19 protein-coding genes are annotated in these 23,530 nt (G+C 55.0%); 13 read left to right on the forward strand and 6 right to left on the reverse strand.

What is annotated here, in order from left to right:
* The first annotated feature begins 63 nt into the window (after positions 1-63).
* The 5 genes from GM298_RS02565 to GM298_RS02585 are packed head-to-tail and all read left to right on the forward strand — an operon-like array spanning position 64 to position 6,006.
* Positions 64-825: a fimbria/pilus periplasmic chaperone gene (locus GM298_RS02565; protein WP_262783451.1), complete on the forward strand. Its 762-nt coding sequence runs from the start codon at positions 64-66 to the stop codon at positions 823-825.
* A complete protein-coding gene (locus tag GM298_RS02570) occupies positions 809-3,364 on the forward strand; it encodes a fimbrial outer membrane usher protein (RefSeq protein WP_416347196.1) in 2,556 nt (851 codons plus the stop codon). Before GM298_RS02565 ends, GM298_RS02570 begins: the two co-directional genes overlap by 17 nt.
* 1 nt (position 3,365) lies before the next feature.
* Positions 3,366-4,697 carry a fimbrial usher protein StbD gene (gene stbD, locus GM298_RS02575; protein WP_095450330.1) on the forward strand — a complete coding sequence of 444 codons (1,332 nt, stop codon included), beginning with the start codon at positions 3,366-3,368 and terminating at the stop codon, positions 4,695-4,697.
* A 22-nt stretch (positions 4,698-4,719) separates the two neighbouring features.
* Positions 4,720-5,388 carry a fimbria/pilus periplasmic chaperone gene (locus GM298_RS02580; RefSeq protein ID WP_241658218.1) on the forward strand — a complete coding sequence of 223 codons (669 nt, stop codon included), beginning with the start codon at positions 4,720-4,722 and terminating at the stop codon, positions 5,386-5,388.
* Positions 5,389-5,406: 18 nt separating this feature from the next.
* Positions 5,407-6,006, forward strand: coding sequence for a LuxR C-terminal-related transcriptional regulator (locus GM298_RS02585; RefSeq protein WP_025760227.1), 600 nt, complete (start codon positions 5,407-5,409; stop codon positions 6,004-6,006).
* 83 nt (positions 6,007-6,089) lie between these two features.
* Here the strand turns inward: GM298_RS02585 and fumA are convergent, their stop codons facing one another.
* Both fumA and GM298_RS02595 read right to left on the reverse strand, forming a co-directional pair.
* Positions 6,090-7,739: a class I fumarate hydratase FumA gene (gene fumA / locus GM298_RS02590; RefSeq protein ID WP_095450328.1), complete on the reverse strand. Its 1,650-nt coding sequence runs from the start codon at positions 7,737-7,739 to the stop codon at positions 6,090-6,092.
* A gap of 53 nt (positions 7,740-7,792) precedes the next feature.
* Positions 7,793-9,301, reverse strand: a complete 1,509-nt coding sequence (locus GM298_RS02595) for an anion permease (RefSeq protein ID WP_014884418.1) — start codon at positions 9,299-9,301, stop codon at positions 7,793-7,795.
* A gap of 610 nt (positions 9,302-9,911) precedes the next feature.
* Between GM298_RS02595 and GM298_RS02600 the strand changes: the two genes are divergently transcribed.
* Together GM298_RS02600 and GM298_RS02605 are read left to right on the forward strand one after the other, a co-directional pair.
* On the forward strand, positions 9,912-12,692 hold the full coding sequence (locus GM298_RS02600) for a flavocytochrome c (protein WP_266153527.1): 2,781 nt from the start codon (positions 9,912-9,914) through the stop codon (positions 12,690-12,692).
* A 94-nt stretch (positions 12,693-12,786) separates the two neighbouring features.
* A complete protein-coding gene (locus tag GM298_RS02605) occupies positions 12,787-13,749 on the forward strand; it encodes an FAD:protein FMN transferase (RefSeq protein ID WP_025759485.1) in 963 nt (320 codons plus the stop codon).
* Here the strand turns inward: GM298_RS02605 and dcuR are convergent.
* Entirely contained in the window at positions 13,730-14,449 is a 720-nt protein-coding gene (dcuR, locus tag GM298_RS02610) for a two-component system response regulator DcuR (protein ID WP_025759484.1), read from the reverse strand. The genes GM298_RS02605 and dcuR overlap by 20 nt on opposite strands.
* A complete protein-coding gene (locus GM298_RS02615) occupies positions 14,446-16,062 on the reverse strand; it encodes a sensor histidine kinase (protein ID WP_025759483.1) in 1,617 nt (538 codons plus the stop codon). The genes dcuR and GM298_RS02615 overlap by 4 nt, the downstream gene beginning before the upstream one ends.
* Before the next feature lie 165 nt (positions 16,063-16,227).
* Here GM298_RS02615 and GM298_RS02620 point away from each other — a divergent pair, with 165 nt between their 5' ends.
* Positions 16,228-17,091 (forward strand): N-acetylmuramic acid 6-phosphate etherase, encoded by an 864-nt coding sequence (locus GM298_RS02620; RefSeq protein ID WP_259566688.1) that lies wholly within the window; start codon positions 16,228-16,230, stop codon positions 17,089-17,091.
* 52 nt (positions 17,092-17,143) lie between these two features.
* Here the strand turns inward: GM298_RS02620 and ompC are convergent, their stop codons facing one another.
* The gene (ompC, locus tag GM298_RS02625; protein WP_266153528.1) at positions 17,144-18,298 is read right to left on the reverse strand and encodes a porin OmpC; all 1,155 of its coding nucleotides are present in this window, start codon (positions 18,296-18,298) and stop codon (positions 17,144-17,146) included.
* A 285-nt stretch (positions 18,299-18,583) separates the two neighbouring features.
* Here ompC and GM298_RS02630 point away from each other — a divergent pair, with 285 nt between their 5' ends.
* The 3 genes from GM298_RS02630 to GM298_RS02640 all read left to right on the forward strand — a co-directional run bounded on the left by GM298_RS02630 (position 18,584) and on the right by GM298_RS02640 (position 21,234).
* On the forward strand, positions 18,584-19,285 hold the full coding sequence (locus GM298_RS02630) for a phosphohydrolase (RefSeq protein ID WP_095441699.1): 702 nt from the start codon (positions 18,584-18,586) through the stop codon (positions 19,283-19,285).
* A 61-nt stretch (positions 19,286-19,346) separates the two neighbouring features.
* Positions 19,347-20,762 carry a DNA cytosine methyltransferase gene (locus GM298_RS02635; RefSeq protein WP_266153529.1) on the forward strand — a complete coding sequence of 472 codons (1,416 nt, stop codon included), beginning with the start codon at positions 19,347-19,349 and terminating at the stop codon, positions 20,760-20,762.
* Positions 20,743-21,234: a very short patch repair endonuclease gene (locus GM298_RS02640; protein WP_126800851.1), complete on the forward strand. Its 492-nt coding sequence runs from the start codon at positions 20,743-20,745 to the stop codon at positions 21,232-21,234. The genes GM298_RS02635 and GM298_RS02640 overlap by 20 nt, the downstream gene beginning before the upstream one ends.
* Here the strand turns inward: GM298_RS02640 and yedA are convergent.
* Positions 21,206-22,120 (reverse strand): drug/metabolite exporter YedA, encoded by a 915-nt coding sequence (gene yedA / locus GM298_RS02645; protein WP_025759478.1) that lies wholly within the window; start codon positions 22,118-22,120, stop codon positions 21,206-21,208. The genes GM298_RS02640 and yedA overlap by 29 nt on opposite strands.
* A 178-nt stretch (positions 22,121-22,298) precedes the next feature.
* Here yedA and GM298_RS02650 point away from each other — a divergent pair, with 178 nt between their 5' ends.
* Together GM298_RS02650 and GM298_RS02655 are read left to right on the forward strand one after the other, a co-directional pair.
* On the forward strand, positions 22,299-23,210 hold the full coding sequence (locus GM298_RS02650; RefSeq protein ID WP_025759476.1) for a DUF808 domain-containing protein: 912 nt from the start codon (positions 22,299-22,301) through the stop codon (positions 23,208-23,210).
* 78 nt (positions 23,211-23,288) lie between these two features.
* Positions 23,289-23,471 carry a YodC family protein gene (locus GM298_RS02655; RefSeq protein WP_025759475.1) on the forward strand — a complete coding sequence of 61 codons (183 nt, stop codon included), beginning with the start codon at positions 23,289-23,291 and terminating at the stop codon, positions 23,469-23,471.
* Positions 23,472-23,530: the final 59 nt, after the last annotated feature.

Below are 23,530 nucleotides of genomic sequence, written 5' to 3' on the forward strand. Positions count from 1 at the left end.
ACTCAGCTCATTGCAGTCAGGGTCTTGCCACACCAGGTTCATTCGGCCCGGGAGTTGTTAATAATGATAAGCGCATATCTTAAGCGTATCGCTCAGTACCTGCTTTATTTGCCATGTGTACTGATGCTGACAAACACCGTATCCGCAAGCGTCACAATACTGGGTAGCCGGATTATTTATCCTGCCGGGGCCTTATCCGTCGACGTGCAGCTCAAGAACAATGACGACATTCCTTACGTGATTCAAACCTGGTTTGACGAAGGTGATGTTAACGCGACGCCAGCTCAGGGCGCGAAAATCCCCTTTCTGACGACCCCACCCGTGTTTCGAATTCAGGCGAAAGCGGGACAAGTTATCCGCGTGACCCACACAGGCGCGCGCGATTTACCGCAGGATCGGGAATCCCTGTACTGGTTCAATGCGCTCCAGGTTCCACCCTCAAATCTCGAGAGTGAAAAAGGGCAGAACAAAATGCTGGTCATGCTGCGTACCCGGGTAAAAGTTATTTACCGGCCTGCCGGCATTGGCTCCCCAAAAAATCAGCTGAATGGGCTGCGGGTCAACGCCACTTTCGATGCGCAAAAGGGGTATGGAATTTCGATAGAGAACCCTCAGCCGTGGTATGCGTCATTGACCCTCATTGAGGCTGAGGTGGGGGGAGAAAAGCATACCCTCACAGCTGATACGGTAGCGCCTTTCGATCGTCAGACGTTTTGGTTTAACAACTGGAAAACCAAAACCGCGGGAAACGGTACGGTGAGGGTTTGGCTTGTCAACGATCAGGGAGCACGGATCAATGGGCAATTTCCTGTCTCGTACCCCTGAGTTTCGACGCAATCTGCTGGCGCTGTGTATCTCATTGAATTGCACGGGTCTGGTGGAGGCGAAAGAATATGTTTTTGACTCTTCACTGCTGCAGGGCTCGTCCTGGGGCATGGATCTGGAGCAGTTCAACCGACATCAGGTCGCACCCGGACGCTATCTGGTTGATGTATATGTCAACAATACGCTGGTGAAAAGCGAAGAAAAGGTCATTTTTCGCGCTAAAACAGACGGTCAGGAGCCTGAACCCTGTCTGGGCAAATCGCTCATGCAGGCCGCAAAACTGAAAGCAGCAAACCACAGTAATGAGACAGCGTGTCGCCTTTTGAGTGAGTGGGCGGAACATGCTACCTGGCAGTTCGACCAGGCTTCATTGCGCCTTCAGCTGGCTATCCCGATGACGGCGCTCCAGCATATGCCTCGCGGTTATATTCCGGTCAGTGAATGGGACGCGGGTATGGCGGCGATTTTTTTGCGGCATAACACCCGCTACACGTGGACGGAAAATACGGATACGCACTATCGCTATCACTATTTGTGGAGCGGTATCAATGCCGGAACCAACCTTGGACTGTGGCAGGTTCGACACCAGGGAAACCTGCGCTATGCGGACAGCAGCATAAGCGGAAGCGATTCGAGCTATAACGTCGTTCGAACCTGGGTACAACGTCCCATTGAACCGATCGATAGCGTGCTGGCGCTGGGGGATAACTATACCGATGGCAGCCTCTTTGGCAGCCTCTCATTCAATGGGATGAAACTGGCAACCGATGAACGCATGTGGCCGCAGGGGAAGAGGGGCTACGCTCCGGAAGTGAGGGGCGTGGCATCCAGCAGCGCGCACGTAGTGATTAAGCAGCTAAATAACGTCATTTATGAAACCAACGTTCCACCGGGACCATTCGTCATCAATGACTTATATAACACCCGCAGCCAGGGGGATCTTGAGGTTGAGGTCATTGAGGCTAGCGGGAAAACATCCCGTTTTACCGTGCCTTATTCCGCTGTGCCTGATTCAGTGCGCCCGGGCAACTGGCAATATGGCCTCTCATTCGGACGCGTTCGTCAGTACTACAGTATCGAAAACACCTTCATGGAAGGTGTGTTACAGCGAGGGCTGAGTAATGAAGTCACCAGCAACCTTGGCCTGCGTGTGGCTAAGGATTACACGGCTTTTCTGGCGGGAGGCGTACTGGCGACAGATATCGGTGCCATTGGTCTGAATGCCACCTGGTCTGATGCCCTGGTTGAAAATGATGAGCGGCAACAGGGCTGGCGTGCAGAAATCAGTTACAGCAAGACGTTCACGGCAGGCACTAACCTTGTGCTTGCCGCATACCGCTATTCGACGAGCGGTTATCGCGATCTGGAGGATGTGCTGGGCGTTCGTCGCCAGCAGAAAAACGGTACGGAGTACTATTCGGACACCCTGCATCAGCGCAATAGACTGACGGCGACGGTCAGCCAGCCGATGGGAAGCTGGGGGGTACTTAATTTGAGTGCCAGCACGGCGGATTACTATAGCAATCAGTCGCGTATGACCCAGTTGCAGCTGGGCTACAGCAATCAGTGGCGACGAATTAGCTACGGGGTGAACGTTGCCAGACAACGGACGAGCTGGGACTACGGACGCTTTTATACCAGCACCCGCGAGCCGGTTGATGACAGTTCAAAAGAGAAATACACCGAAAATACTGTCTCTTTCAACGTGTCGATCCCTCTCGACTGGGGCAACTACCTGGCATCGGCGGCTTACAACTACAACCAGTCGCGGGCCAGCCGATCCTCGACCGTATCGTTAACCGGCACGGCAGGGGACGGTCGAGACAGATCGTACTCCGTATACGGCGGATATGAACGTTATCGGAATGGGAGCGGTGATAACGCCACGACGTTTGGCGGAAACGTTCAGGAAAATACCCGCGTGGGGTCCGTGCAGGCCAGCTATGACCAGGGGGATAACTACCGGCAGGCAGGGCTCGGCGCATCCGGAACACTGGTGCTACATCCTGGAGGATTAACGCTCGGGCCATATACCAGTGACACGTTCGCACTGGTACACGCCGATGGCGCACAGGGGGCGCGTGTACAGAACGGGCAGGGGGCAATTATTGACGCGTTCGGCTACGCCATTCTACCGTCGCTTTCCCCTTACCGTAGCAACACCGTCAGCCTGGACTCGCGCAATATGATGGCGGATGCCGAACTGAAAGGTGGAAATCAGCGCGTCGTGCCCTATGCGGGGGCCGTGGTCCGGGTGGACTTTGCCACGCTGAAAGGCAAAGCCGTTCTCATCACCCTCAACAACGGGGATGGGGAACTACCGCCAATGGGGGCGGAGGTGCGGGATGCCGAGGGAACATTGATTGGCATGGTGGGCCAGGGCGGCCAAATTTATGCCCGAGTCCCGGAGGCCTCCGGTGTATTGCGCGTGAAATGGGGCAAAGAGCGCGACCAGAACTGCCGTGTGCCGTATCAAATTACCGGGCGAAACGCAGAGCCGTTGGTTTACCTGAGCCAGATATGTGAAAAGGAGAATTAAAATGCAGGACGGGTTAAAACATTTTCTGGTGCTGGGGCTGTTTGTGCTAATAAGCCAGCCCGCTTGGGCAAACTGCATCAGGGTGACCAGCACGTCATCACTTTCCAGCATGGCCATCGCGGCAGGGTATACCGCCGCTGACTGGACGGGTGCCTGTGATACCTGCCATGGCAATATTGGGTTGCCGGCGGTAATCAACATCAACAGCGGCACTAACTTTCAGCCGTCGGGGACGTTGCTTGCCAGCGCGGTGGGCAATTTTTTAACGGCAGCGACCAATAAAACCTATACCAGTAAGCAAATTCTGTTTCGCTGTACCCTGTCTGACGCCGGCAGTTTATATGAAATGTATGCCACCAATGGTGATAACGCCTATACCGGCATGTATGCCTCCGCTGAAATTGAGGGTGCGTATTATGATGTCGCAAAAAACGTCGCGGTAAGAATGACCAATCTCAGCACCGGGGAATATTACAGCCGCTACTGGAAGCAAAGACAAATCACCTCGGCAGACTGGTATCAGGATGGAACCTATATTTACATTCCAGCCAGCGCATTCAGCAATGTGCTGTATGAAATGTATAAGATTTCATCCACTACCTATTATCTTAACGCCAGCAATTACTATAAAGATGCCTATACCCAACCGCGAGGTTATATTGCCTTTAAAGGTCCTGGGCTGGCATCAAATTCCATCGTGGTGGGCCAGGATAGCGCGGCTTATTATCATGGCTGGTATGCAAACTGGCCCGGTGCATGGAGTACGTACAATGCCGTGAGCTATGTCCGTGGCGCACTGTGTCAGGTTAAAGACTATCCCGCCGTTGTGCTTTTACCCACCATCAGCTCCGCGGTGTTGCAGGCCGGTGGTAACAGTCAGGCACCATTCTCGATCAGCCTTGAGTGTGAGTCAGGTGCGGTTTCCGGTACCGCCGCGTCCACGGCCAGCAAGGCAAACGTAGCCATGGGATTTTTGGTCAACCAGCCCGTAGCTGTCAGAGCTGCGCAGGCGCTGGGGCTGGTAACCAGCGGTGGAGGGCTAACCTGGTTACTGGATTCGCATTACGGCAACAGCGGCGTGGCTTCTGGCGTGGGTATAAAAATCCTTAACCGGAGCGGAAAGGCAATCAATTTGTTACCCGACAGAAGCACTACCGGCACGGGAAACTCGCGCGGCTGGTACGCGTATCAGGATCTTACCAGCCTGACGTCGACGGGGGAGGTAAACACCTATACCGGTGACTTTACCGCATCATTAGAGGCCCTCAGTGGGCAGACTGTGACGCCGGGTACGGTTAATGCGCAATTACAAGTCGTTGTTAATTTCCAGTAGGCTTGCTCTGGCAGGCTTGCTGATGATGAGCCTCATTGGTGAGGCATTCGGCGTGGTTAATGTCGATCGGACTCGCGTGATTTTCAGCGCAGGCGAAATGGCCCAGTCGCTGAATCTCTCTAACGATGGTGAAACGCCAGCCATGATTCAGGTCTGGACAGACATGGGCGACCCGCTGGTGCCGCCGGATAAGGTCAGCACGCCGATTGTGGCTACACCTCCGGTTTTCAAAATGTTGCCGAAGGAAATTCGTTCGTTGCGTTTGCTGCTTACGGCACGTCAGGGGCTGCCGAACGATCGGGAAAGCGTCTTCTGGCTGAATATTTTTCAGTTCCAGCCTGAGAGCGACCTGACCCGGCAGAAAAAGCAAAAGTTAATTCTGCCGTTACGCTTAAGGATGAAAGTCTTTATTCGTCCTGCCGGCATTGGCGACCCTGATGCGCTTCAGTATCAGACACTCCAGTTCAGGGCCCAGGATACCCGGTTAATCATTACTAACCCGACGCCCTGGAATATCAGCCTCAACGTTGAGATACCCGGGCAAAGGCCGCTGACCAATATTATGGTTTCGCCACGGATGGAACAGGCAGTGTCGCCTGATAAGCCCCTATTGCCGGGAATAAATTTAACCTATCGTGTGATTACTGATGACGGTAATTATCGTGACTATCAGACCGTAGTTCGAAAATAGTTTGCGGCGTTAGCATATATGGAAAAACTAAACATCGTTGTGGTAACAAACAACCGCTATTTTTCTCAAGGGATAATGTCCATTTTAACCCAGGACGAGCAAGAGCGCTGCACTGTCTGGACGCCCGTGCAGGTGGGCGTAAATATCAATAAACATAAAGGCGCTGATGCGGGAAGATGCTGGATTGTTGATGTCGATAATTATTTCAACAATACGCTCTTGTTTTTAGATCTTTTAACTGCGCTGGTGGATCTAAAGACCACCTTAAACCGGCGTCTGCGGGTCTTGCTTTGCTATAACAAATACATTTGCCTGCCTTCGCGGGACTGTTATGCGTCTTTTTCAGTGGTTAATGCGGCTCGCGGTATAAAGAGCGTCGAGCATAAGGTCAGGTCCCTCTCCGGGCACGATCGGAAAGATGTAGAGGTAACGAAATCAAGGAATAAAACGGCGCTAACTCGCCAGGAATATCTCGTGTTAAATGCCTTGTCTCAGGGGCTAAACGTCAGTCAGGTGGCCGAAAGATATCACATCACACCAAAACGGGTCAGCCACCATAAATGTAACGGGCTGGCTAAAATGAAGAAAAAGCGTTTGTATGGCGTTTATGGAGAATAAGAAAACTATTCTCCATACAGGGCAGCGACAAGCGCGAGTTGATTAACGATACGCTGTCGCTGCTGCCAGCGTTATGGGAAATCTCAGCGCTGTGAACAGCCTTTGCACTGTTTATTCTGGATCTGCTGGAAGAAATCGTTGCCTTTGTCATCCACCAGGATAAACGCCGGGAAGTTTTCCACTTCGATTTTCCAGATGGCTTCCATGCCCAGCTCCGGATACGCCACGCATTCCAGGCTCTTGATGCTGTTTTGCGCCAGCACCGCCGCCGGGCCACCGATGCTGCCCAGGTAGAAGCCGCCATGTTTATGACAGGCATCGGTCACCTGCTGGCTGCGGTTACCTTTCGCCAGCATGATCATGCTCGCTCCGTGGGACTGCAGTAAATCGACATACGAGTCCATACGCCCTGCGGTGGTCGGGCCGAGTGAGCCGGAGGCGTAACCTTCCGGCGTTTTGGCCGGGCCCGCGTAGTAAATCGGATGATCCTTGACGTACTGCGGCAGTTCTTCGCCGTTGTCGAGCAGCTCTTTCAGCTTCGCGTGTGCAATGTCGCGCGCCACGATGATGGTGCCGTTCAGCGACAGGCGGGTAGAGACCGGGTGCGCGGAGAGCTGCGCCAGGATCTCGTTCATCGGCTTGTTCAGGTTGATGCTGACCACGTCGCCTTCGCCCTGCTGGCGCAGTGATTCAGGAATATACTGGCCCGGGTTGTGTTCCAGTTTTTCAATCCAGATCCCGTCGCGGTTGATTTTGGCCTTGATATTGCGGTCTGCGGAGCAGGAGACGCCCATGCCGATTGGGCAGGAGGCACCGTGGCGCGGCAGGCGGATCACGCGGATATCGTGGGCGAAGTACTTACCGCCAAACTGCGCGCCGAGGCCGAGATTTTGCGCTTCCTGCAGCAGTTCCTGTTCGAGCTGCACGTCGCGGAATGCCTGTCCGTGTTCGTTCCCTTCGGTGGGCAGCGCGTCGTAGTAGCGGGTGGAAGCCAGCTTGACGGTTTTCAGCGTCGCTTCCGCCGAGGTACCGCCGATCACAAACGCGATATGGTACGGCGGACAGGCTGCGGTACCGAGGGTACGCATTTTTTCCACCAGATAGTTTTTCAGCTTCGCCGGGGTGATCAGCGCTTTGGTTTCCTGGTAGAGGTAGGTTTTGTTGGCCGAGCCGCCGCCTTTTGCCATGCAGAGGAATTTGTACTCGTCGCCGTCGACGCTGTAGAGATCGATCTGTGCCGGCAGGTTGGTGCCGGTGTTGACCTCTTTATACATATCCAGCGCGGCGTTCTGGGAGTAACGCAGGTTATCTTCGATGTAGGTGTTGTACACGCCCTGGCTCAGCGCAGCTTCATCGCCGCCGCCGGTCCAGACGCGCTGGCCTTTTTTACCCATGATGATTGCCGTGCCGGTATCCTGACAGGTTGGCAGCACGCCTTTGGCCGCGATTTCAGAGTTGCGCAGGAACTGCAGGGCAACGTATTTATCGTTCTGGCTCGCTTCCGGGTCGTTGAGAATAGCGGCAACCTGCTTCTGGTGCGACGGGCGCAGCATAAAGGCCGCATCGTGGAATGCCTGCTGTGCCAGGAGGGTCAGCGCTTCAGGCTCGACCTTCAGGATCTCCTGGCCGTCGAACTCGGCAACGGAGACGTGCTCTTTGGTCAACAGATAGTATTCGGTGTCGTCATGGGAAAGCGGGAAGGGGTTCTGATAAAAAAACGGTTTATTCGACATAGTATTGCTCCACAAAAATAAAACCGCCGGAGGAAACGTCCGGCGGTCAGGAATCAGAACATCATGGACATCCACGGATAACCAATCAGCAGCAGGGCCGCCAGGAAGATGGCACCGAAGATCGTGCCGAGGCGCCAGTAGTCTTTGGTTGGCAGGTAGCCGCTACCGTAATAAATTGGGCTTGGACCCGTACCGTACGGGGTGATGATCCCCATTACACCCAGCGAGGTCACCATCAGCAGAACGAAGACTTCCATATTCATGCCCGGAATGGTGGAGGCGATGGTCAGCATCGCCGGCAGCAGCGCCGTGGTATGCGCGGTGGTGCTGGCAAACAGGTAGTGCAGCAGGTAGAACGCCAGCAGCAGCACGATGGTGGCAACGCCCGGCGAGATACCGCTCATCAGCAGACCGCCTTCTTTACCCAGCCAGCTGATAAAGCCGGTAGAGGAGAGGCCGTCCGCCAGCGCCACCAGGGTGGCGAACCAGACGAAGGTGTTCCACGCAGCTTTATTACCGGTGATATCGTTCCACTCCAGCACGCCGGTCCACAGCATCAGACCCACGATGAGCAGGGCGGCCATCGCCGGTTCAATCCACGCGGCAGCGAAGATCCACATCAGCAGGGCACAGCAGACGAACACCAGCAGCAGAATTTCATTGCGGGACAGTTTGCCCAGTTTTTCCAGTTCGCGGGTCGCCCACAGCGGCACTTCATTATTCACTTTGACTTCAGGTGGGTAGAACCAGTAGGCCAGCAGCGGCATGGTCAGAATCAGCAGGATGCCCAGCGGCAGGAAGGCCAGGAACCAGGTCCCCCAGGAGATATCAATCCCCACTGTGCTTTTCACCAGCGCCAGCGCCAGCAGGTTCGGCGCAAGGGCGGAGAGGAACATTGAACTGGTGATACAGGCCGCGGTGATCGCTACCCACATCAGGTACGAACCAATTTTACGCGCGCTTGGGTCGTTCGGTTTTGAACCGTACAGCGGCGGCAGGTTAGCGATGATCGGGTAGATGGTCCCGCCGCTGCGCGCGGTGTTGGACGGGGTAAACGGTGCCAGCAGCAGGTCCGCGAAGGTAATGGCGTAACCGAGCGTCAGGCTGCGACGGCCGAGATACTTCACCAGAATCAGCGCCAGACGGCGACCGAAGCGGGTTTTGTCGTAGCCTGCGGCAAACATAAAGGCACCGAAAATCAGCCAGACGGTCGAGTTACCAAAACCGCTCACCGCCCATTTAAAGGAGGCGCCAGCCAGCTTGAATTTCGGGTCGGCCAGCTGATCGGGGCTGAACAGCACCCACTGGCTGCAGAGCGCAATCGCCACGACGCCGGTCAGGCCGATCACCGCGCCCGGTAGGGGTTCAAAAATCAGGCCGACGATCACGCCAACAAAGATAGCGAAGTAGTGCCACGCGTAAGGCGGCAGCCCTTCCGGTACCGGAACAAACAGCAGCAGTACGGCGACAATGACGGGCAGTGCCATCATCAGCAGTCGTTTTGCTTTTCCATTTGATGCCTGGTTCGCCACAGGGGGCGTTACAGCAGTTTTTGTATTCATAGTTTCACGTCTTAAGTTGTCAAGAATTCGGTCGCAGTGAAAAGACAAATTCGCTTTCTTAAGTTTCTTTGCTTTTTTTAGTTATTAAATGTGCGGTTTTGTATTTTCAGTAAAAGCGATTTAACGCATTTTTGATTGCGCTAAATTAAAAATTGATTATGTTTTTATATTGCGCTTTTGGATGCCATGACTATTGATCGCGATCAAAAAAAGAGAAATGCAGCGTTATTTTTGTGCTTTTATTAATAACCACTCAGGCGTATGTGGGTATTAGGTAATTTCTTAAGTGCTTTTATCAATCTTGTAACAATTGCGCAGTGGGTAATTTTATATTTGATTGAAAAATATAGGATTTTGTTGTTTATGGTGAAAGGGTCTTACCTTTAAAAATTTAACGGATTTTAAATTAATGTGAATACCTGAATCACAATCGCTAACACCAATGTGTTATTAATGTTATCGAAGGGATTAAATAGTTTATTAACTAACGTAATAACTTTAGAAACTAAAAAAATCATTATATTAATATCATGACATCGGCAAATAACGACGAAATAAAAAACCCATCCGATAACGAATTCTTAATTTTTAAAAGTTTGGAGTTTCTATTATGAGCACTAACGAACGCATTCTGACTCCCTTCACATTACCGAATGGTACTGAACTGAAAAACCGTTTGTTAATGGCACCAATGACCACCTGTACCGGCTATTACGACGGCACGGTCACCAGCGAGCTGGTGGAGTACTACCGGGCCCGTTCCGGCAGCATTGGGACCATCATTGTGGAGTGCTGCTTCGTCGACGATCTCGGTCTCGCCTTCCCGGGCGCGATTGGCATCGATAACGACGAGAAAATCGCCGGGCTGGCGAAAATCGCCGAGGCGATTAAATCCAAAGGTTCGAAAGCCCTGCTGCAGATCTACCACGGCGGCCGTATGGTTGACCCGAAACTGATCGGTGGCCGCACGCCGGTGGGCCCAAGCGCCGTCGCTGCGCCGCGTGACGGTGCAGCCACACCGGTTGCGCTGACCACTGAAGAAGTGGAAGGCATGATCGGCAAGTTTGGTGAAGCAGTGCGCCGCGCCATCCAGGCCGGTTTCGACGGCGTGGAAATTCACGGGGCAAACACCTATCTGATTCAGCAGTTCTACTCGCCAAACTCTAACCAGCGCGACGACGAGTGGGGCGGCAGCCGCGACAACCGCGCCAGATTCCCGCTGGCGGTACTGGACATTACCCACAAAATGGTGCGCCAGTACGCGGACGACGCGTTCATTATTGGCTACCGTTTCTCCCCGGAAGAGCTGGAAGTCCCGGGCATCCGCTTTGAAGACACCATGTACCTGCTGGAAAAACTGGCGGCGCGCGGTGTGGACTACCTGCACTTCTCCGTGGGCGCCACCCTGCGTCCTTCCATCGTAGATACCCAGGACCCGACGCCGCTTATCGAAAAATACTGCGCCATGCGTTCTGAAACCCTGGCGCAGATCCCGGTCATGGGCGTGGGCGGCGTGGTGAATGCTGCAGATGCCTGTGAAGCGCTGGACCACGGTTACGACCTGATCGCCGTCGGCCGCGCCACCATTGCTTACCCGGACTGGACTGACCGCATCGCGGCCGGGGAAACCCTGGAACTGTTTATGGACAGCACCAAACGCGAGGCGCTGAGCATTCCTGAACCGCTGTGGCGTTTCTCGCTGGTGGAAGCAATGATCCGCGACATGAGCATGGGCGAATCGAAATTCAAACCGGGCACGTTCACCGAGAAGGTGCAGGACGAGGCGAACGAGCTGGTGATTAACGTCAGCCTGGAAACCGATCGCATCGCCGATATTGAGCTGGCCTCTGGCCCGGGTGACGACGTTGAGTTTGTCACCAGCTTTGAAGAGATTCGTTCCCGCATTCTGGATGCCAATACCCCGCACGTGGACGCCATCACCGGTGCCACCAGCCAGAGCGAGGCGGTGAAAAAAGCGGTCTCTAAAGCGATGCTGAAATCCAGCAAAGCGCGGGCCGCAGAAGAGGGTGTCGACCCGAATGAGACCCGCAGCGTGGATGTGGTAGTGGTCGGCAGCGGCGGTGCCGGTCTGGCCGCGGCGATTCAGGCGCATGACGAAGGGGCGAGTGTGCTGATCGTCGAGAAAATGCCTACCATCGGCGGGAATACCATTAAAGCCTCTGCCGGGATGAACGCCGCAGAGACGCGCTTCCAGCGGGTGAAAGGCATTCAGGACAGCAAAGAGCTGTTCTACCAGGAGAGCCTGAAAGGGGGCGGTAACAAGAACAACCCTGAACTGCTGCGCCGCTTCGTGGAGAATGCGCCACAGGCGATTGAGTGGCTGGCTACCCGCGGCATTATGCTGAACGACATCACCACCACCGGCGGGATGAGCATTGACCGTACCCACCGTCCAAAAGACGGCTCTGCGGTCGGCGGCTATCTGATCAGCGGTCTGGTGCGTAACGTCAACAAACGCAACATTGAGGTGATGCTCGATACCTCCGTCAGCGACATCATCTTTGAGAACGGTGAAGTGACCGGCGTGCGTCTGACCACCGAAGAGAACGAAACGATCACCGTGGCCACCAAAAGCGTGATTGTCGCCACCGGCGGCTTCAGCGCCAACAGCCAGATGGTGGTGAAATACCGTCCGGACCTCGAAGGTTTCGTGACCACCAACCACAAAGGGGCGACCGGTGGCGGTATCGCGCTGCTGGAGCGTATCGGTGCCGGCACGGTGGATATGGGCGAGATCCAGATCCACCCGACCGTTGAGCAGAAAACCTCGTATCTGATTTCCGAATCCATCCGCGGGGGCGGGGCGATTCTGGTGAACCAGCAGGGGAACCGTTTCTTCAATGAGATGGAAACCCGAGATAAAGTCTCGGCGCATATCATCGCGCTGCCGGAGAAATACGCGTACATCGTCTTTGACGAGCATGTTCGTGCCAAAAACAAAGCCGCGGATGAGTACATTGCCAAAGGTTTCGTGACCAGCGCCAGCTCGCCAAAAGCCCTGGCAGAGGCGCTGGGAATGGATTACCACGCGTTCCTGGCCACTCTGGAGCGTTACAACGGCTTCGTGGAAAAACAGCACGATGACGACTTTGGCCGTACCACCGCGCTGCGTGCGCCGATCAACGAAGGGCCGTTCTACGCCATTCAGATTGCGCCGGGCGTGCACCACACCATGGGCGGCGTGACCATCAACACCGATACCTGCGTGCTGGACAGCAACCACAACGTGCTGCCAGGGGCATTTGCCGCCGGTGAAGTGGTTGGCGGGATCCACGGCGGTAACCGTATCGGCGGTAACGCGGTGGCAGATATCATTATTTTTGGTACCCTTGCCGGACATCAGGCGGCGATGCGTTCGAAAAGAATGTAAGGCTCCTGTTCTGTAAGCCGGATGCGCGTAGCGCTATCCGGCACTCTCCCCGGCGGCGCGGTGCTGGCCGGGGCGATATCTGAGGAGACATGCCATGCCTGATGACACCCGCGTCTACAGTTACTCCGCCGTCCTGATGGGCTCGCCCATCCTCCTGAAACTCTTCTCCCATGACGAAGCCCTCGCGTCCCGCGTGTTTCGCCTGATCAAACAGTACGAAGATCTGCTCACCGTCAACCGAGCCCACTCGCAGGTAATGGATATCAACCATGCTGCGGGGCAGCATCCGGTCAGCGTCAGCCGTCCGGTGTTTGAGTTGATTCGCTGCGCGAAAGCGGCAAGCCTCCTTAAAGACAGTGTGTTTAACCTGGCCATCGGCCCGCTGGTGAAGCGCTGGAAAATCGGGTTTCGCGGCGACAGCGTACCGCCAGCCGATGAGATTGCAGCCCTGCTTGCGATTACCCGTCCTGAGGATGTGGTGCTGGATGACGCCAGCAGCAGCGTGTTCCTGACCCGGGCAGGCATGGAGATTGATCTCGGGGCCATCGCCAAAGGCTATATCGCCGACAGGGTGCGGGATTACCTGCGCAAAGAGGGCGCTGAACTTGGGCTGATCAACCTCGGAGGGAATATCCAGACGTTAGGCTCGCCGGAAGGGGGCTGGAGCGTAGGGCTTAAAAAACCGTTTGCCGGTGATGAACTGATCGGCGCCATGACGGTAGAGAACCGCTCCGTGGTGACGTCCGGCACCTATGAGCGCTACTTTGAACAAAACGGCAAACGCTATCACCATATCCTCGATCCGCGCAGCGGATACCCGCTGGATAACGAACTGGACAGTGTGACCATCATTTCGACAGATTCCATTGATGGCGATATCTGGACCACGCTGATGTATGGCATGGGCGTGGAGAAGGGCTGTGCGGCCCTGCGCTCGCGCCCCGATATTGAAGCTATTTTTGTCACCAAAACAAAAGAAGTGGTGCTCTCTTCAGCGCACCACTTCCGTTTTACCCTGCTGGATAACGACTACCGCGTTACTGACAGTACTGCTTGAGCAGGCCCGTCTGCTCCGGCTGGAGACGATAACGATACACCGGACGCCCGGTGGCGCCGTAGTGAATGCTGGTGAACAGGATATTGATCTGCGCCAGCCAGATCAGGTATTTACGGCAGGAGACGCGGGAGATATTCACGGCGCTTGCCAGGTCATCGGTGGAAAATTCGGTTTCCGGATGGGCGTCAATCCACTGGCAGATCGTCCGCAGCGTCTGCGGCGTTAACCCTTTCGGCAGCTTTTTGTTATCCGCCAGTTCCGGCGCCCCACCGTGGATCAGCCGGTCAACGTCCGCCTGCTCATAATACTGGTGCGAGCCCATCAGACTGTGCTTTGCCTTCCAGCTGTTCAGCGCCTCTTCAAAGCGCGGGAACTGGAACGGTTTAATCAGATAATCCACCACGCCGTAGTGGATAGAGGTCTGAATGGTCGCGGCATCGGCAGCCGAGGAGATCATGATGACATCAATCGGACGGCCGGATGCGCGGATAACCGGCAGCAGATCCAGCCCGTTGTCCTGCTGCATATAGACATCCAGCAGCACCAGATCCACCGGCTGATTCGGGTCGTTAATCACGGCCTCGGCCTGGTTCAGCGTGGAGGCGACGCCGCAGCAGCTAAAGCCTTCAACACGGTTGACGTACAGACGGTTGAGGTCGGCTACCATGGCGTCATCATCGACAATTAATACATTTATCACGCGATATTCCTCTCGCTATCCCAGGGGATGTGAACAAAAAATTGGGTAAATACGCCAGGTTCAGATTCAACGGTAATGTCCCCGCCGAGGTTCTGAATTTGCTGACGGGCAAGGAACAGCCCAACGCCGCGGTTTTCACCTTTTGTTGAGAAGCCTTTAGTAAAAATAGTCTCCAGCTGGTCGGGATCAATACCCGGACCGTCATCGCTGACTTCGCAGCTGAGCCAGCCGTTCTGATAGTGCAGCAGCAGGGTGATCTCACCTTCCGGCTGGCCTTCCATCGCGTCCAGCGCGTTTTCAATTAAGTTGCCGAGCACGGTGACCAGCACCGCGACCTGCTCTTCACTGGCGGTATCCGGGATCTGGCATTCATCTGCGAGGGTGAGGGTGATCCCGGCCTCTTTCGCCCGGTTGATTTTACCCAGCAGGAACCCGGCGATCACCGGGGATTTCACCTTGCTCTGGATGGTGCCAATGTCGGTCTGATAATTATGCGCCGTCTGCAGGATGTACTCTTCCAGCTTGTCGTAGCGCTTAATGTTCAGCAGACCCAGGATCACATGCAGCTTGTTCATAAACTCGTGCGTATGGGCGCGCAGGGCGTCGACGTAATTGACCATACCGTCGATACGCTGCATCAGCTGGCTGATCTCGGTTTTATCGCGGAAGGTGGTAATGGCGCCTATCACCCGGTCCTGGCTTTTCACCGGCACCATGTTGCACAGCAGCAGCCGCCCGTTGCAGCTGATCTCCTGATCCTGACGCGCAACGCCCGTTTTTGACACGTCCCGCAGGCTGGCCAGCAGGGGAGCGCTGGCGTTTTCGCTCTGCTTGCCGGAGGGCAGGAGGAGTATCTCTCTGGCGGCGTGGTTGATCATCGTCACGCGCCCGTGAATATCGACCGCCAGCACCCCTTCACGCAGCGACTGCAGCATCGCCTGGCGCTGCTCAAACAGGGCGGAAATTTCGTAAGGTTCGAGTCCGAACAGGATGCGTTTCAGGACCCGCACCAGGCCCCAAATCGCCATAGAACTCATAAAAATACTGAACAAAATGGTCCAGACGGCGTTGAGGCGCCCACGGGAAATCTGATCTTCCACTTTTTTGAGGGAGATACCGACCACGACCACACCGATTTGTTCGTGCTGGCTGTCGTAAACCGGGGTGAAAACGCGAAGCGCTTCGGCGAGGGCGCCACGGTTAACGGAGACGTTCTCTTTGCCCTCCAGGGCCGGGTTCAAATCATCGCCGATAAAATGCAGCCCCAGCAGCGCCTCGTTCGGGTGTGAATAGCGGATCCCGCGCATATCGGTGACCACGGTGAACAGCAGATCGTTTCGTTTCGTCACCGCCTGGGCGATGGGCTGAATAATATTCTCCTGCGGTGCCTGCATCAGGCCGCGCTGTATCTCGGGGCTATCGGCGAGGGTGCGGGCAATGCCGAGCGCGGTGTCTTTGACATCATCGCGTGTTGCGCGGGTGATCTGCACCGAATAGAGCGCAAAGACCACCAGCAGGACTGAACCGATAATCGCGCACACCATCAGCGTGACCAGCGTATTGAGTTTCATGGGGCGCTTGCGCGTCGGAAGGAAAGGCTGCAAATCGCTCATCAACACTCCGCGATGATAAAGAAAGGGGGTAATTATCGCCGATGACGCGCTTTTCTTAAAGCCATGTAAAGGCGAGGATTGGGTCCTCTTTTCGTGACCCCCCTCGCAGGTCATCTATATAAAACACTTTATAGTGTGTGGGTACTCATAATAAGGAGGCTGTTTATGAGCATTATGCTTACCGGTTCGGTCAAGGAAAGACGGCACGCCAGCACGATGAATATTGATAGATTGTCCACGCTGGACATGCTGAAAGTCATTCACCAGGATGATGCACTCATTTCTGCTGCCATCACCCCTTGTTTACCTGCGCTTGCCCGCGTGGTGGATAACGCCGCCGCGACCCTTAACCACGGGGGACGTCTGGTGATTGTCGGCGCGGGGCCGTCGGGCTGCGTCGCGCAACAGGTCGCCGATGACTATGCGCCGGGCAAAACACCGGTGATTGCCGTGACGCTGCAAGAGGGGGAAGGGAGTTACGAGCGCGGTGTGGCTGATCTGCAGGCCATCAACTTTGGTGAACACGATATGATGCTGGCGGTGAGCGTCAGCGGAAAAACGCCGTGGGTCTGGGGCGCCATGCGGCATGCCTGGTCGCTGGGTTCGCCGGTGGCGATTATAACCAGCGATGCGCAAAGTGAAGCAGCGCAGCTGGCGAGCATGGTCATCGCGCCAGAGTTGGGGCCTGACGTTGTGGCTGGTTATCTCAACACCAAAGCCGGGATTGCGCAAAAAATGATCCTCTCGATGATCGCCACCGGGCTGGCCGTTCGTACCGGGCGCGTCTACAGCAACCTGCGCGTGGATCTTGAGGCAAGCAATACCCACTGGGCGGAACGGCAAATCGCCATTGTGATGGAAGCGGGGGGATGCACCCGGGCGCAGGCAAAAGCGGCGCTGGAAGCCTGTAACCACCACTGTAAAACGGCGGTACTGATGGTGCTGACAGGGCTGGATGCGTGGAAAGCCCATGAGCTGCTGGCGCAGAATAACGGGTTTATCCGCGTGGCGCTGCAGGAAGCGCCGTAAGATCTTCAGAAAGTAAAAAGGCCGCGATTGCGGCCTTTGGTGTTTTTGGGGGTTAGAACTGGTAGGTCATGCCTACGCCAACGATGTCATCCGTAGAGATGCCATTGGCTTCATAGAAGTATTCATCGTTATCCAGCAGGTTGATTTTGTAATCAACGTATGTGGAGAAGTTTTTATTGAAGCTGTAGGTCATGCCTAGATCGATATAGTTCACCAGATCCATATCACCGTGCTGACCCTGTGGGTGGCTGTGGTTACCCGGATAAGTCATGTCTTTACCTTTGGAGTAAACCCATGCCAGGGAAGGACGCAGACCGAAGTCGAACTGATACTGTGCAACGGCTTCGAAGTTTTGCGTCTCATCAGCAATACCATAATCGCCATATGGCGTCATGTTACGAGTTTGCGCATACATCATCGCCAGATAGATGTTGTTAGCATCGTATTTAGCGCCAATAGTCCACACGTCTGCTTTTTCACCGCCAGCGATAAGCGCGCTATTATGACCTAATCCTTCTTGTTCATTGGTGCGATCAGAAGAGGAGTACGCTGCGCCAAGGCTCAGACCGAAGTCAAAGTCATAAGAGGAAGAAATACCGAAGCCATCACCGTTCTGGAAGCGCACGTCGCTGTGACCGTTTTTGGTGCCTTCCTGATCTTCATCAGCGTTGGAACCTTCATTATTACCCTGATACTGCAGCGCAAAATTCAGACCTTCCACCAGACCGAAGAAATCTGTGTTACGGTAGGTTGCCAGACCGTTAGCACGGCCGTTCATGAAGTTATCGGTCCAGGTGTAAGAATCACCACCAAATATCGGCAGCATATCGGTCCAGGCTTCGACGTCATACACGACACCGTAATTACGGCCATAATCGAATGAACCGTATTCGCCATATTTCAGGCCTGCATACGCCAGACGGTTAAATGATTTATCGCCTGCAGATTCGGTATTATTCGCGTAGGTTTTATATTCCCACTGGCCGTAACCGATCAGATCGTGGGTGATCTGGGTTTCGCCTTTGAAACCAATCTGTACGTAGGTTTCATCGCCGTCGTCGCCCGGGTTGTCAGAGAAGGTATGACGCGCATCAACTTTGCCGTACAGGTCAACTTTGTTGCCATTTTTGTTATACATTTCAGCCGCATTTGCTGCGCCAGTCATTAATAATGCGGGTACAAGAATAGCCAGAACTTTTCTTTTCATTATATATTCCCTTGAAAGATAATTTATATGAATATATGTAATCACTCTCCGCAATTACAGCGTCGATACTATTCCAGCTATTGATTTTTAGTTTCAAAAATAAATGTAATTAAATCCGTTTAAATATTGCAAAATATTTCTATCAATCTCTTTATTTTTCTTGTGAATTAATTGTTTGATTTAATGTGGTGTAATTATTATTAAGTATTTCGAGCTTCTATTTATTAATTCATTTAATTAGGTTGTGTTATAGTTCAGGCTCATATTTCACGACAGGGCATCACGATGGAACTGACGCAGTGGCAACAGCGTTTTGAACGCTGGCTCGACGAAAACCACACCTCTGACGATGCTGCGCATGATATTTCGCACTTTCGTCGCGTCTGGAAAACGGCGCAAAAAATCATGTCTCGCCAGACCGCCGATCCGCTGGTGGTCCTGACCGCCTGCTATTTCCACGATATCGTTAGCCTGCCGAAAAACCACCCCGAACGCAGCCAGTCATCGCAACTGGCCGCGCGCAAAACCCGCGACATTTTGCAGCGCGATTTCCCGGATTTCCCCTCGGAGCACTATGCAGGCGTTGCACATGCCATTGAGGCGCACAGCTTCAGCGCCGGGATCGCGCCGCAGAGCGTGGAAGCGAAAATAGTCCAGGATGCTGACCGGCTGGAAGCACTAGGGGCTATCGGCCTCGCGCGCGTCTTTGCCGTCTCGGGCGCACTGGGCGTGGCGCTGTTTGACGCAGACGATCCCTTTGCCGATGCGCGTACGCTTGATGACCGGGCATTTGCCCTCGACCATTTTCAGACCAAACTGCTGCGACTGCCTGATACCATGCAAACGGAAATGGGTCGCGAGCTGGCACGGCACAACGCTGATTTCCTGATCCAGTTTATGGCGAAACTCAGCGCCGAATTGCACGGCGACTGCATCGGGCTGGATAGCCAGGTGATGAACCGCTTCCGTCGCAGTTTGCATGAATGAACTGTGGTAATCTGTCTCCAGACTTTATTCTCCGGTTAAAAGAATGCAGGAAAAACGATCAGTGACTGAGCCCGCGCCTGAGCAGGCTGAGAAATCAACGGCAACGGTGCAGGCGTTACTGCGTCAGCTGTTGGATATCTATGATGCTAAAACGCTGGCCAATCTGCTGGTGGCGCGCGGTGAGAACCACTGGAGCCCGGCCATTCTTAAACGGCTGGTGACCAGCGAGCGGGCAGGGCGTCGCCTGAGTGAAGGCGAGTTTCGTTATCTGCAAAACCTGCTTCCACGTCCTTCCGCTGCGCACCCGAACTATGCTTTCCGCTTTATCGATCTGTTCGCCGGTATCGGCGGCATCCGACACGGCTTTGAAGCTATCGGGGGTCAGTGCGTGTTTACCAGCGAGTGGAACAAACATGCCGTACGAACCTACAAGGCCAACTGGTATTGCGATCCGCAGGCGCATCATTTCAACGCCGACATCCGCGATGTCACCCTGAGCCATAAAAGCGGTGTCAGCGATGAACAGGCCGCCGAACATATTCGCCAGACCATCCCGGCGCATGATGTGCTGCTGGCTGGCTTCCCGTGCCAGCCTTTCTCGCTGGCCGGCGTCTCAAAAAAGAACGCCCTCGGACGCGCCCACGGTTTCGCCTGCGATACCCAGGGAACGCTGTTTTTTGACGTAGCCCGTATCATTGACGCCCGCCGCCCGGCCATTTTCGTGCTGGAAAACGTTAAGAATTTAAAAAGCCACGACGGCGGGAAAACCTTCCGCATTATCATGCAAACGCTGGATGAGCTGGGTTATGACGTGGCCGATGCCCAGGACATGGGCGCAGATGACCCAAAAATCATTGATGGTAAACATTTCCTGCCCCAGCATCGCGAACGCATCGTGCTGGTGGGTTTCCGCCGCGATCTCAATCTGAAGGGCGATTTCACCCTGCGGGATATCCCGTCTCTCTACCCCGAGCGCCGTCCCACCGTGGCCGACCTGCTGGAGCCTGTCGTTGATGCGAAGTTCATCCTCACCCCGGTGCTGTGGAAATACCTCTACCGCTATGCCAAGAAACATCAGGCGAAGGGCAACGGCTTCGGCTTCGGGATGGTAGATCCGAACGATCCGCACAGCGTGACGCGCACGCTCTCCGCGCGTTACTACAAAGACGGCGCGGAAATCCTTATCGACAGAGGCTGGGACAAGGCGCTGGGCGAAAAAGATTTCGACGATCCGCTCAACCAGCGTCACCGTCCGCGACGCTTAACGCCGCGGGAGTGTGCCCGGTTGATGGGCTTTGAGACGCCACAGGGTTATCGCTTCCGCATTCCCGTTTCGGACACCCAGGCGTACCGTCAGTTTGGCAACTCGGTAGTGGTGCCGGCGTTCGCGGCCGTGGCAAAACTGCTGGCCTCGCGCATCAGACAGGCGGTGGCACTTCGTCAGGGTGAGGCCGTCAATGACGGATGTTCACAATAAGGCGACGCGCAGTAAAAACATGCGTGCCATCGGCACGCGTGACACCGCCATAGAAAAGCGCGTGGCCGCGCTGCTGACGCAGGCGGGGTTTGATTTCCGCGTGCAGGATGCCGCCCTCGCGGGGCGCCCCGATTTCGTCATCGACGCCTGGCAGTGCATCATCTTTACCCACGGCTGTTTCTGGCATCATCACGACTGCTACCTGTTTAAAGTCCCGGCGACGCGCACCGACTTCTGGCTGGAAAAGATTGGCAAGAACGTTGAACGCGACAGGCGGGATCTGACCACGCTGATGGCGCAGGGCTGGCGGGTGCTGATCGTCTGGGAGTGTGCGCTGAGAGGCAGATTAAAGCTGAACGACGTTGAACTGTCGGAACGGCTGGAAGAGTGGATCTGCGGCGGCGGTCAGACCGCGCAGATCGACACGCAGGGGATTCACCTGCTCACGGTTTCTCCGCCTCGCAAGGCGTAACGACCGGTTTTGCTGGCAGCAAATATTTGCCCAGGGTGACCAGCACGACGGCAAACACAATGATCCCCAACGCCAGCCATTCAACGGCAGAGAGCGTTTCCCCACCTAATCCCGTCCCAAGCAGTACGGCCACCACCGGGTTAACATAGGCGTAGCTGGTGGCAACCGCCGGGGAGACGTTGCGGATCAGGAACATGTAGGCGTTAATGGCGATGATTGAGCCAAACAGCGCCAGATACCCTACCGCGAGAAAGCCCGACAGGTCAGGCAGCGTGGTCAGCTTTTCTCCCGTCAACGCCGAGGCGAGCAGTAGAACAATCCCCGCGGCGAGCATCTCAATTGCGCCAGCCATCATGCCGGTGGGGAGCGTGATACGTGAACCGTATACCGAGCCAAACGCCCAGCTCATGGAGCCTATCAGGATAATCACTGCGCCCCACGGGTTCCCGCTCAGGTTCCCGCCGCTGTTGAGCAGAATAATACCGGCGAGTCCGATACCAATTCCCAGCCATTCCAGCTTGCGGGTGCGGATGCCGAAAAGGCGGCTGAAGCAGAGGGTAAAGAGCGGCACGGTGGCAACGACCACGGCGGCGATCCCGGACGGCACATTCTGGTGCTCGGCAATCGTTACAAATCCATTTCCTACCGCCAGCAGCAGCAGGCCGATTAGCGCGGCATTCAGCAGCGGACGCAGCGGGGGAAGCTTGTGGCCGCGCAGAAGCAGGAACGCGAGCAGCAGGACGCCTGCCGAAAGGAAGCGAATGCCCGCCATCATCAGGGGTGGCCAGCTTTCCACGCCGATGCGAATGACAAAGTAGGTTGAACCCCAGATGATATACAGCGAAAAGAGTGCCCCGATGAGCGGTAGCAATTGCCGGAAACGCATAATCCCTCACGACGTAATAAAAAGTTCGCTGATAGTAAACGCGAAAACTATCGCGCTGGCGAGCCCTTTAATTGTGTAGTTGATGTGAATTTTTTGTTGACGTGAGGAGCCTGTTTCCGGCTTTGTACTTTTGCTCCATACTATTCACTTAATTACCAAAAAATGAAGGATTAAGATTTTGGCAGGAAGTAGCTTATTAACATTGCTGGATGATATTGCCACCTTACTGGATGACATTTCGGTGATGGGGAAACTGGCGGCGAAGAAAACCGCCGGCGTGCTGGGAGATGATTTGTCGCTGAACGCCCAGCAGGTGAGTGGGGTGAGGGCCAACCGTGAACTGCCGGTGGTGTGGGGGGTAGCAAAAGGCTCCTTCCTCAATAAGGTGATTCTGGTGCCGCTGGCGCTGCTCATCAGCGCGTTCATTCCGTGGGCGATAACGCCGCTATTGATGATTGGCGGGGCATTTCTCTGCTTTGAGGGCGTTGAGAAGGTTCTGCACTCCTTTAGCGCGCGCAAGGAGAGCGATACCCCGGAGATGCGTCAGCAGCGTCTTGAAGCGCTGGCCGCTCAGGATCCGAAGACCTTCGAGCGTGATAAAGTCAAAGGCGCCATTCGCACTGACTTTATTCTGTCCGCTGAAATTGTCGCCATTACGCTGGGCATTGTCTCTGACGCGCCGCTCCTGAATCAGGTGCTGATCCTCTCCGGCATTGCTCTTCTGGTGACGGTAGGTGTCTACGGCCTGGTGGGATTGATCGTGAAGCTGGATGACATCGGCTACTGGCTGGAGACGAAATCGAGCGCGGTAGCGAAAGGCATCGGCAAGAGCTTACTGGTGCTGGCCCCGTGGCTGATGAAGAGTTTGTCCGTGGTGGGCACGCTGGCGATGTTCCTCGTCGGCGGCGGGATTGTGGTTCACGGCATTGCCCCGCTGCACCATGCTATCGAACATTTCTCCGCCACACAGGGGGCGGTTGTCGCGGCGATGCTGCCCACGCTGCTGAATCTGGTGCTGGGCTTTATCATTGGCGCCATCGTGGTTGCGGCGGTAAAAGGGGTTGAGAAACTCCGCGGTACGTCGCACTAATTGTTACCCGGTGCGGGATGCAAAAAGACCATTCCTCGTCTAAATTGAAACAGTTTCACCCTGATACAGGAGGCAGGTATGGTCTTTTTGGTCAGTGATGAAGTTAAGCCGAAGAAGGGCGGTCCACGTATGATTGTGACCGGGTATTCCAGCGGAATGGTGGAATGTCGGTGGCACGATGGCTACGGCATCAAGCGGGAAGCATTCCGTGAAGATGAGCTTCAGCCGGGTGACGGACAGCACAAGCGGGACAAGGCTTAATCACGTAACGCCCGGCTTTGCCGGGCGTTTTTATCTCAGGGTGTAGGGCAGTGATCAGG

Source organism: Enterobacter sp. HSTU-ASh6 (assembly GCF_026319105.1).
Taxonomy (GTDB): Bacteria; Pseudomonadota; Gammaproteobacteria; order Enterobacterales; family Enterobacteriaceae; genus Enterobacter; species Enterobacter sichuanensis.

What these genes read in the sequence shown, in the direction of transcription:
- GM298_RS02565 (WP_262783451.1), top strand. Translation starts at nt 64, where the DNA reads ATGATAAGCGCATATCTTAAGCGTATCGCTCAGTACCTGCTTTATTTG.
- stbD (WP_095450330.1), top strand. Translation starts at nt 3,366, where the DNA reads ATGCAGGACGGGTTAAAACATTTTCTGGTGCTGGGGCTGTTTGTGCTA.
- GM298_RS02580 (WP_241658218.1), top strand. Translation starts at nt 4,720, where the DNA reads ATGATGAGCCTCATTGGTGAGGCATTCGGCGTGGTTAATGTCGATCGG.
- GM298_RS02585 (WP_025760227.1), top strand. Translation starts at nt 5,407, where the DNA reads ATGGAAAAACTAAACATCGTTGTGGTAACAAACAACCGCTATTTTTCT.
- fumA (WP_095450328.1), bottom strand. Translation starts at nt 7,739, where the DNA reads ATGTCGAATAAACCGTTTTTTTATCAGAACCCCTTCCCGCTTTCCCAT.
- GM298_RS02595 (WP_014884418.1), bottom strand. Translation starts at nt 9,301, where the DNA reads ATGAATACAAAAACTGCTGTAACGCCCCCTGTGGCGAACCAGGCATCA.
- GM298_RS02600 (WP_266153527.1), top strand. Translation starts at nt 9,912, where the DNA reads ATGAGCACTAACGAACGCATTCTGACTCCCTTCACATTACCGAATGGT.
- GM298_RS02605 (WP_025759485.1), top strand. Translation starts at nt 12,787, where the DNA reads ATGCCTGATGACACCCGCGTCTACAGTTACTCCGCCGTCCTGATGGGC.
- GM298_RS02615 (WP_025759483.1), bottom strand. Translation starts at nt 16,062, where the DNA reads ATGAGCGATTTGCAGCCTTTCCTTCCGACGCGCAAGCGCCCCATGAAA.
- GM298_RS02620 (WP_259566688.1), top strand. Translation starts at nt 16,228, where the DNA reads ATGAGCATTATGCTTACCGGTTCGGTCAAGGAAAGACGGCACGCCAGC.
- ompC (WP_266153528.1), bottom strand. Translation starts at nt 18,298, where the DNA reads ATGAAAAGAAAAGTTCTGGCTATTCTTGTACCCGCATTATTAATGACT.
- GM298_RS02630 (WP_095441699.1), top strand. Translation starts at nt 18,584, where the DNA reads ATGGAACTGACGCAGTGGCAACAGCGTTTTGAACGCTGGCTCGACGAA.
- GM298_RS02640 (WP_126800851.1), top strand. Translation starts at nt 20,743, where the DNA reads ATGACGGATGTTCACAATAAGGCGACGCGCAGTAAAAACATGCGTGCC.
- yedA (WP_025759478.1), bottom strand. Translation starts at nt 22,120, where the DNA reads ATGCGTTTCCGGCAATTGCTACCGCTCATCGGGGCACTCTTTTCGCTG.
- GM298_RS02655 (WP_025759475.1), top strand. Translation starts at nt 23,289, where the DNA reads ATGGTCTTTTTGGTCAGTGATGAAGTTAAGCCGAAGAAGGGCGGTCCA.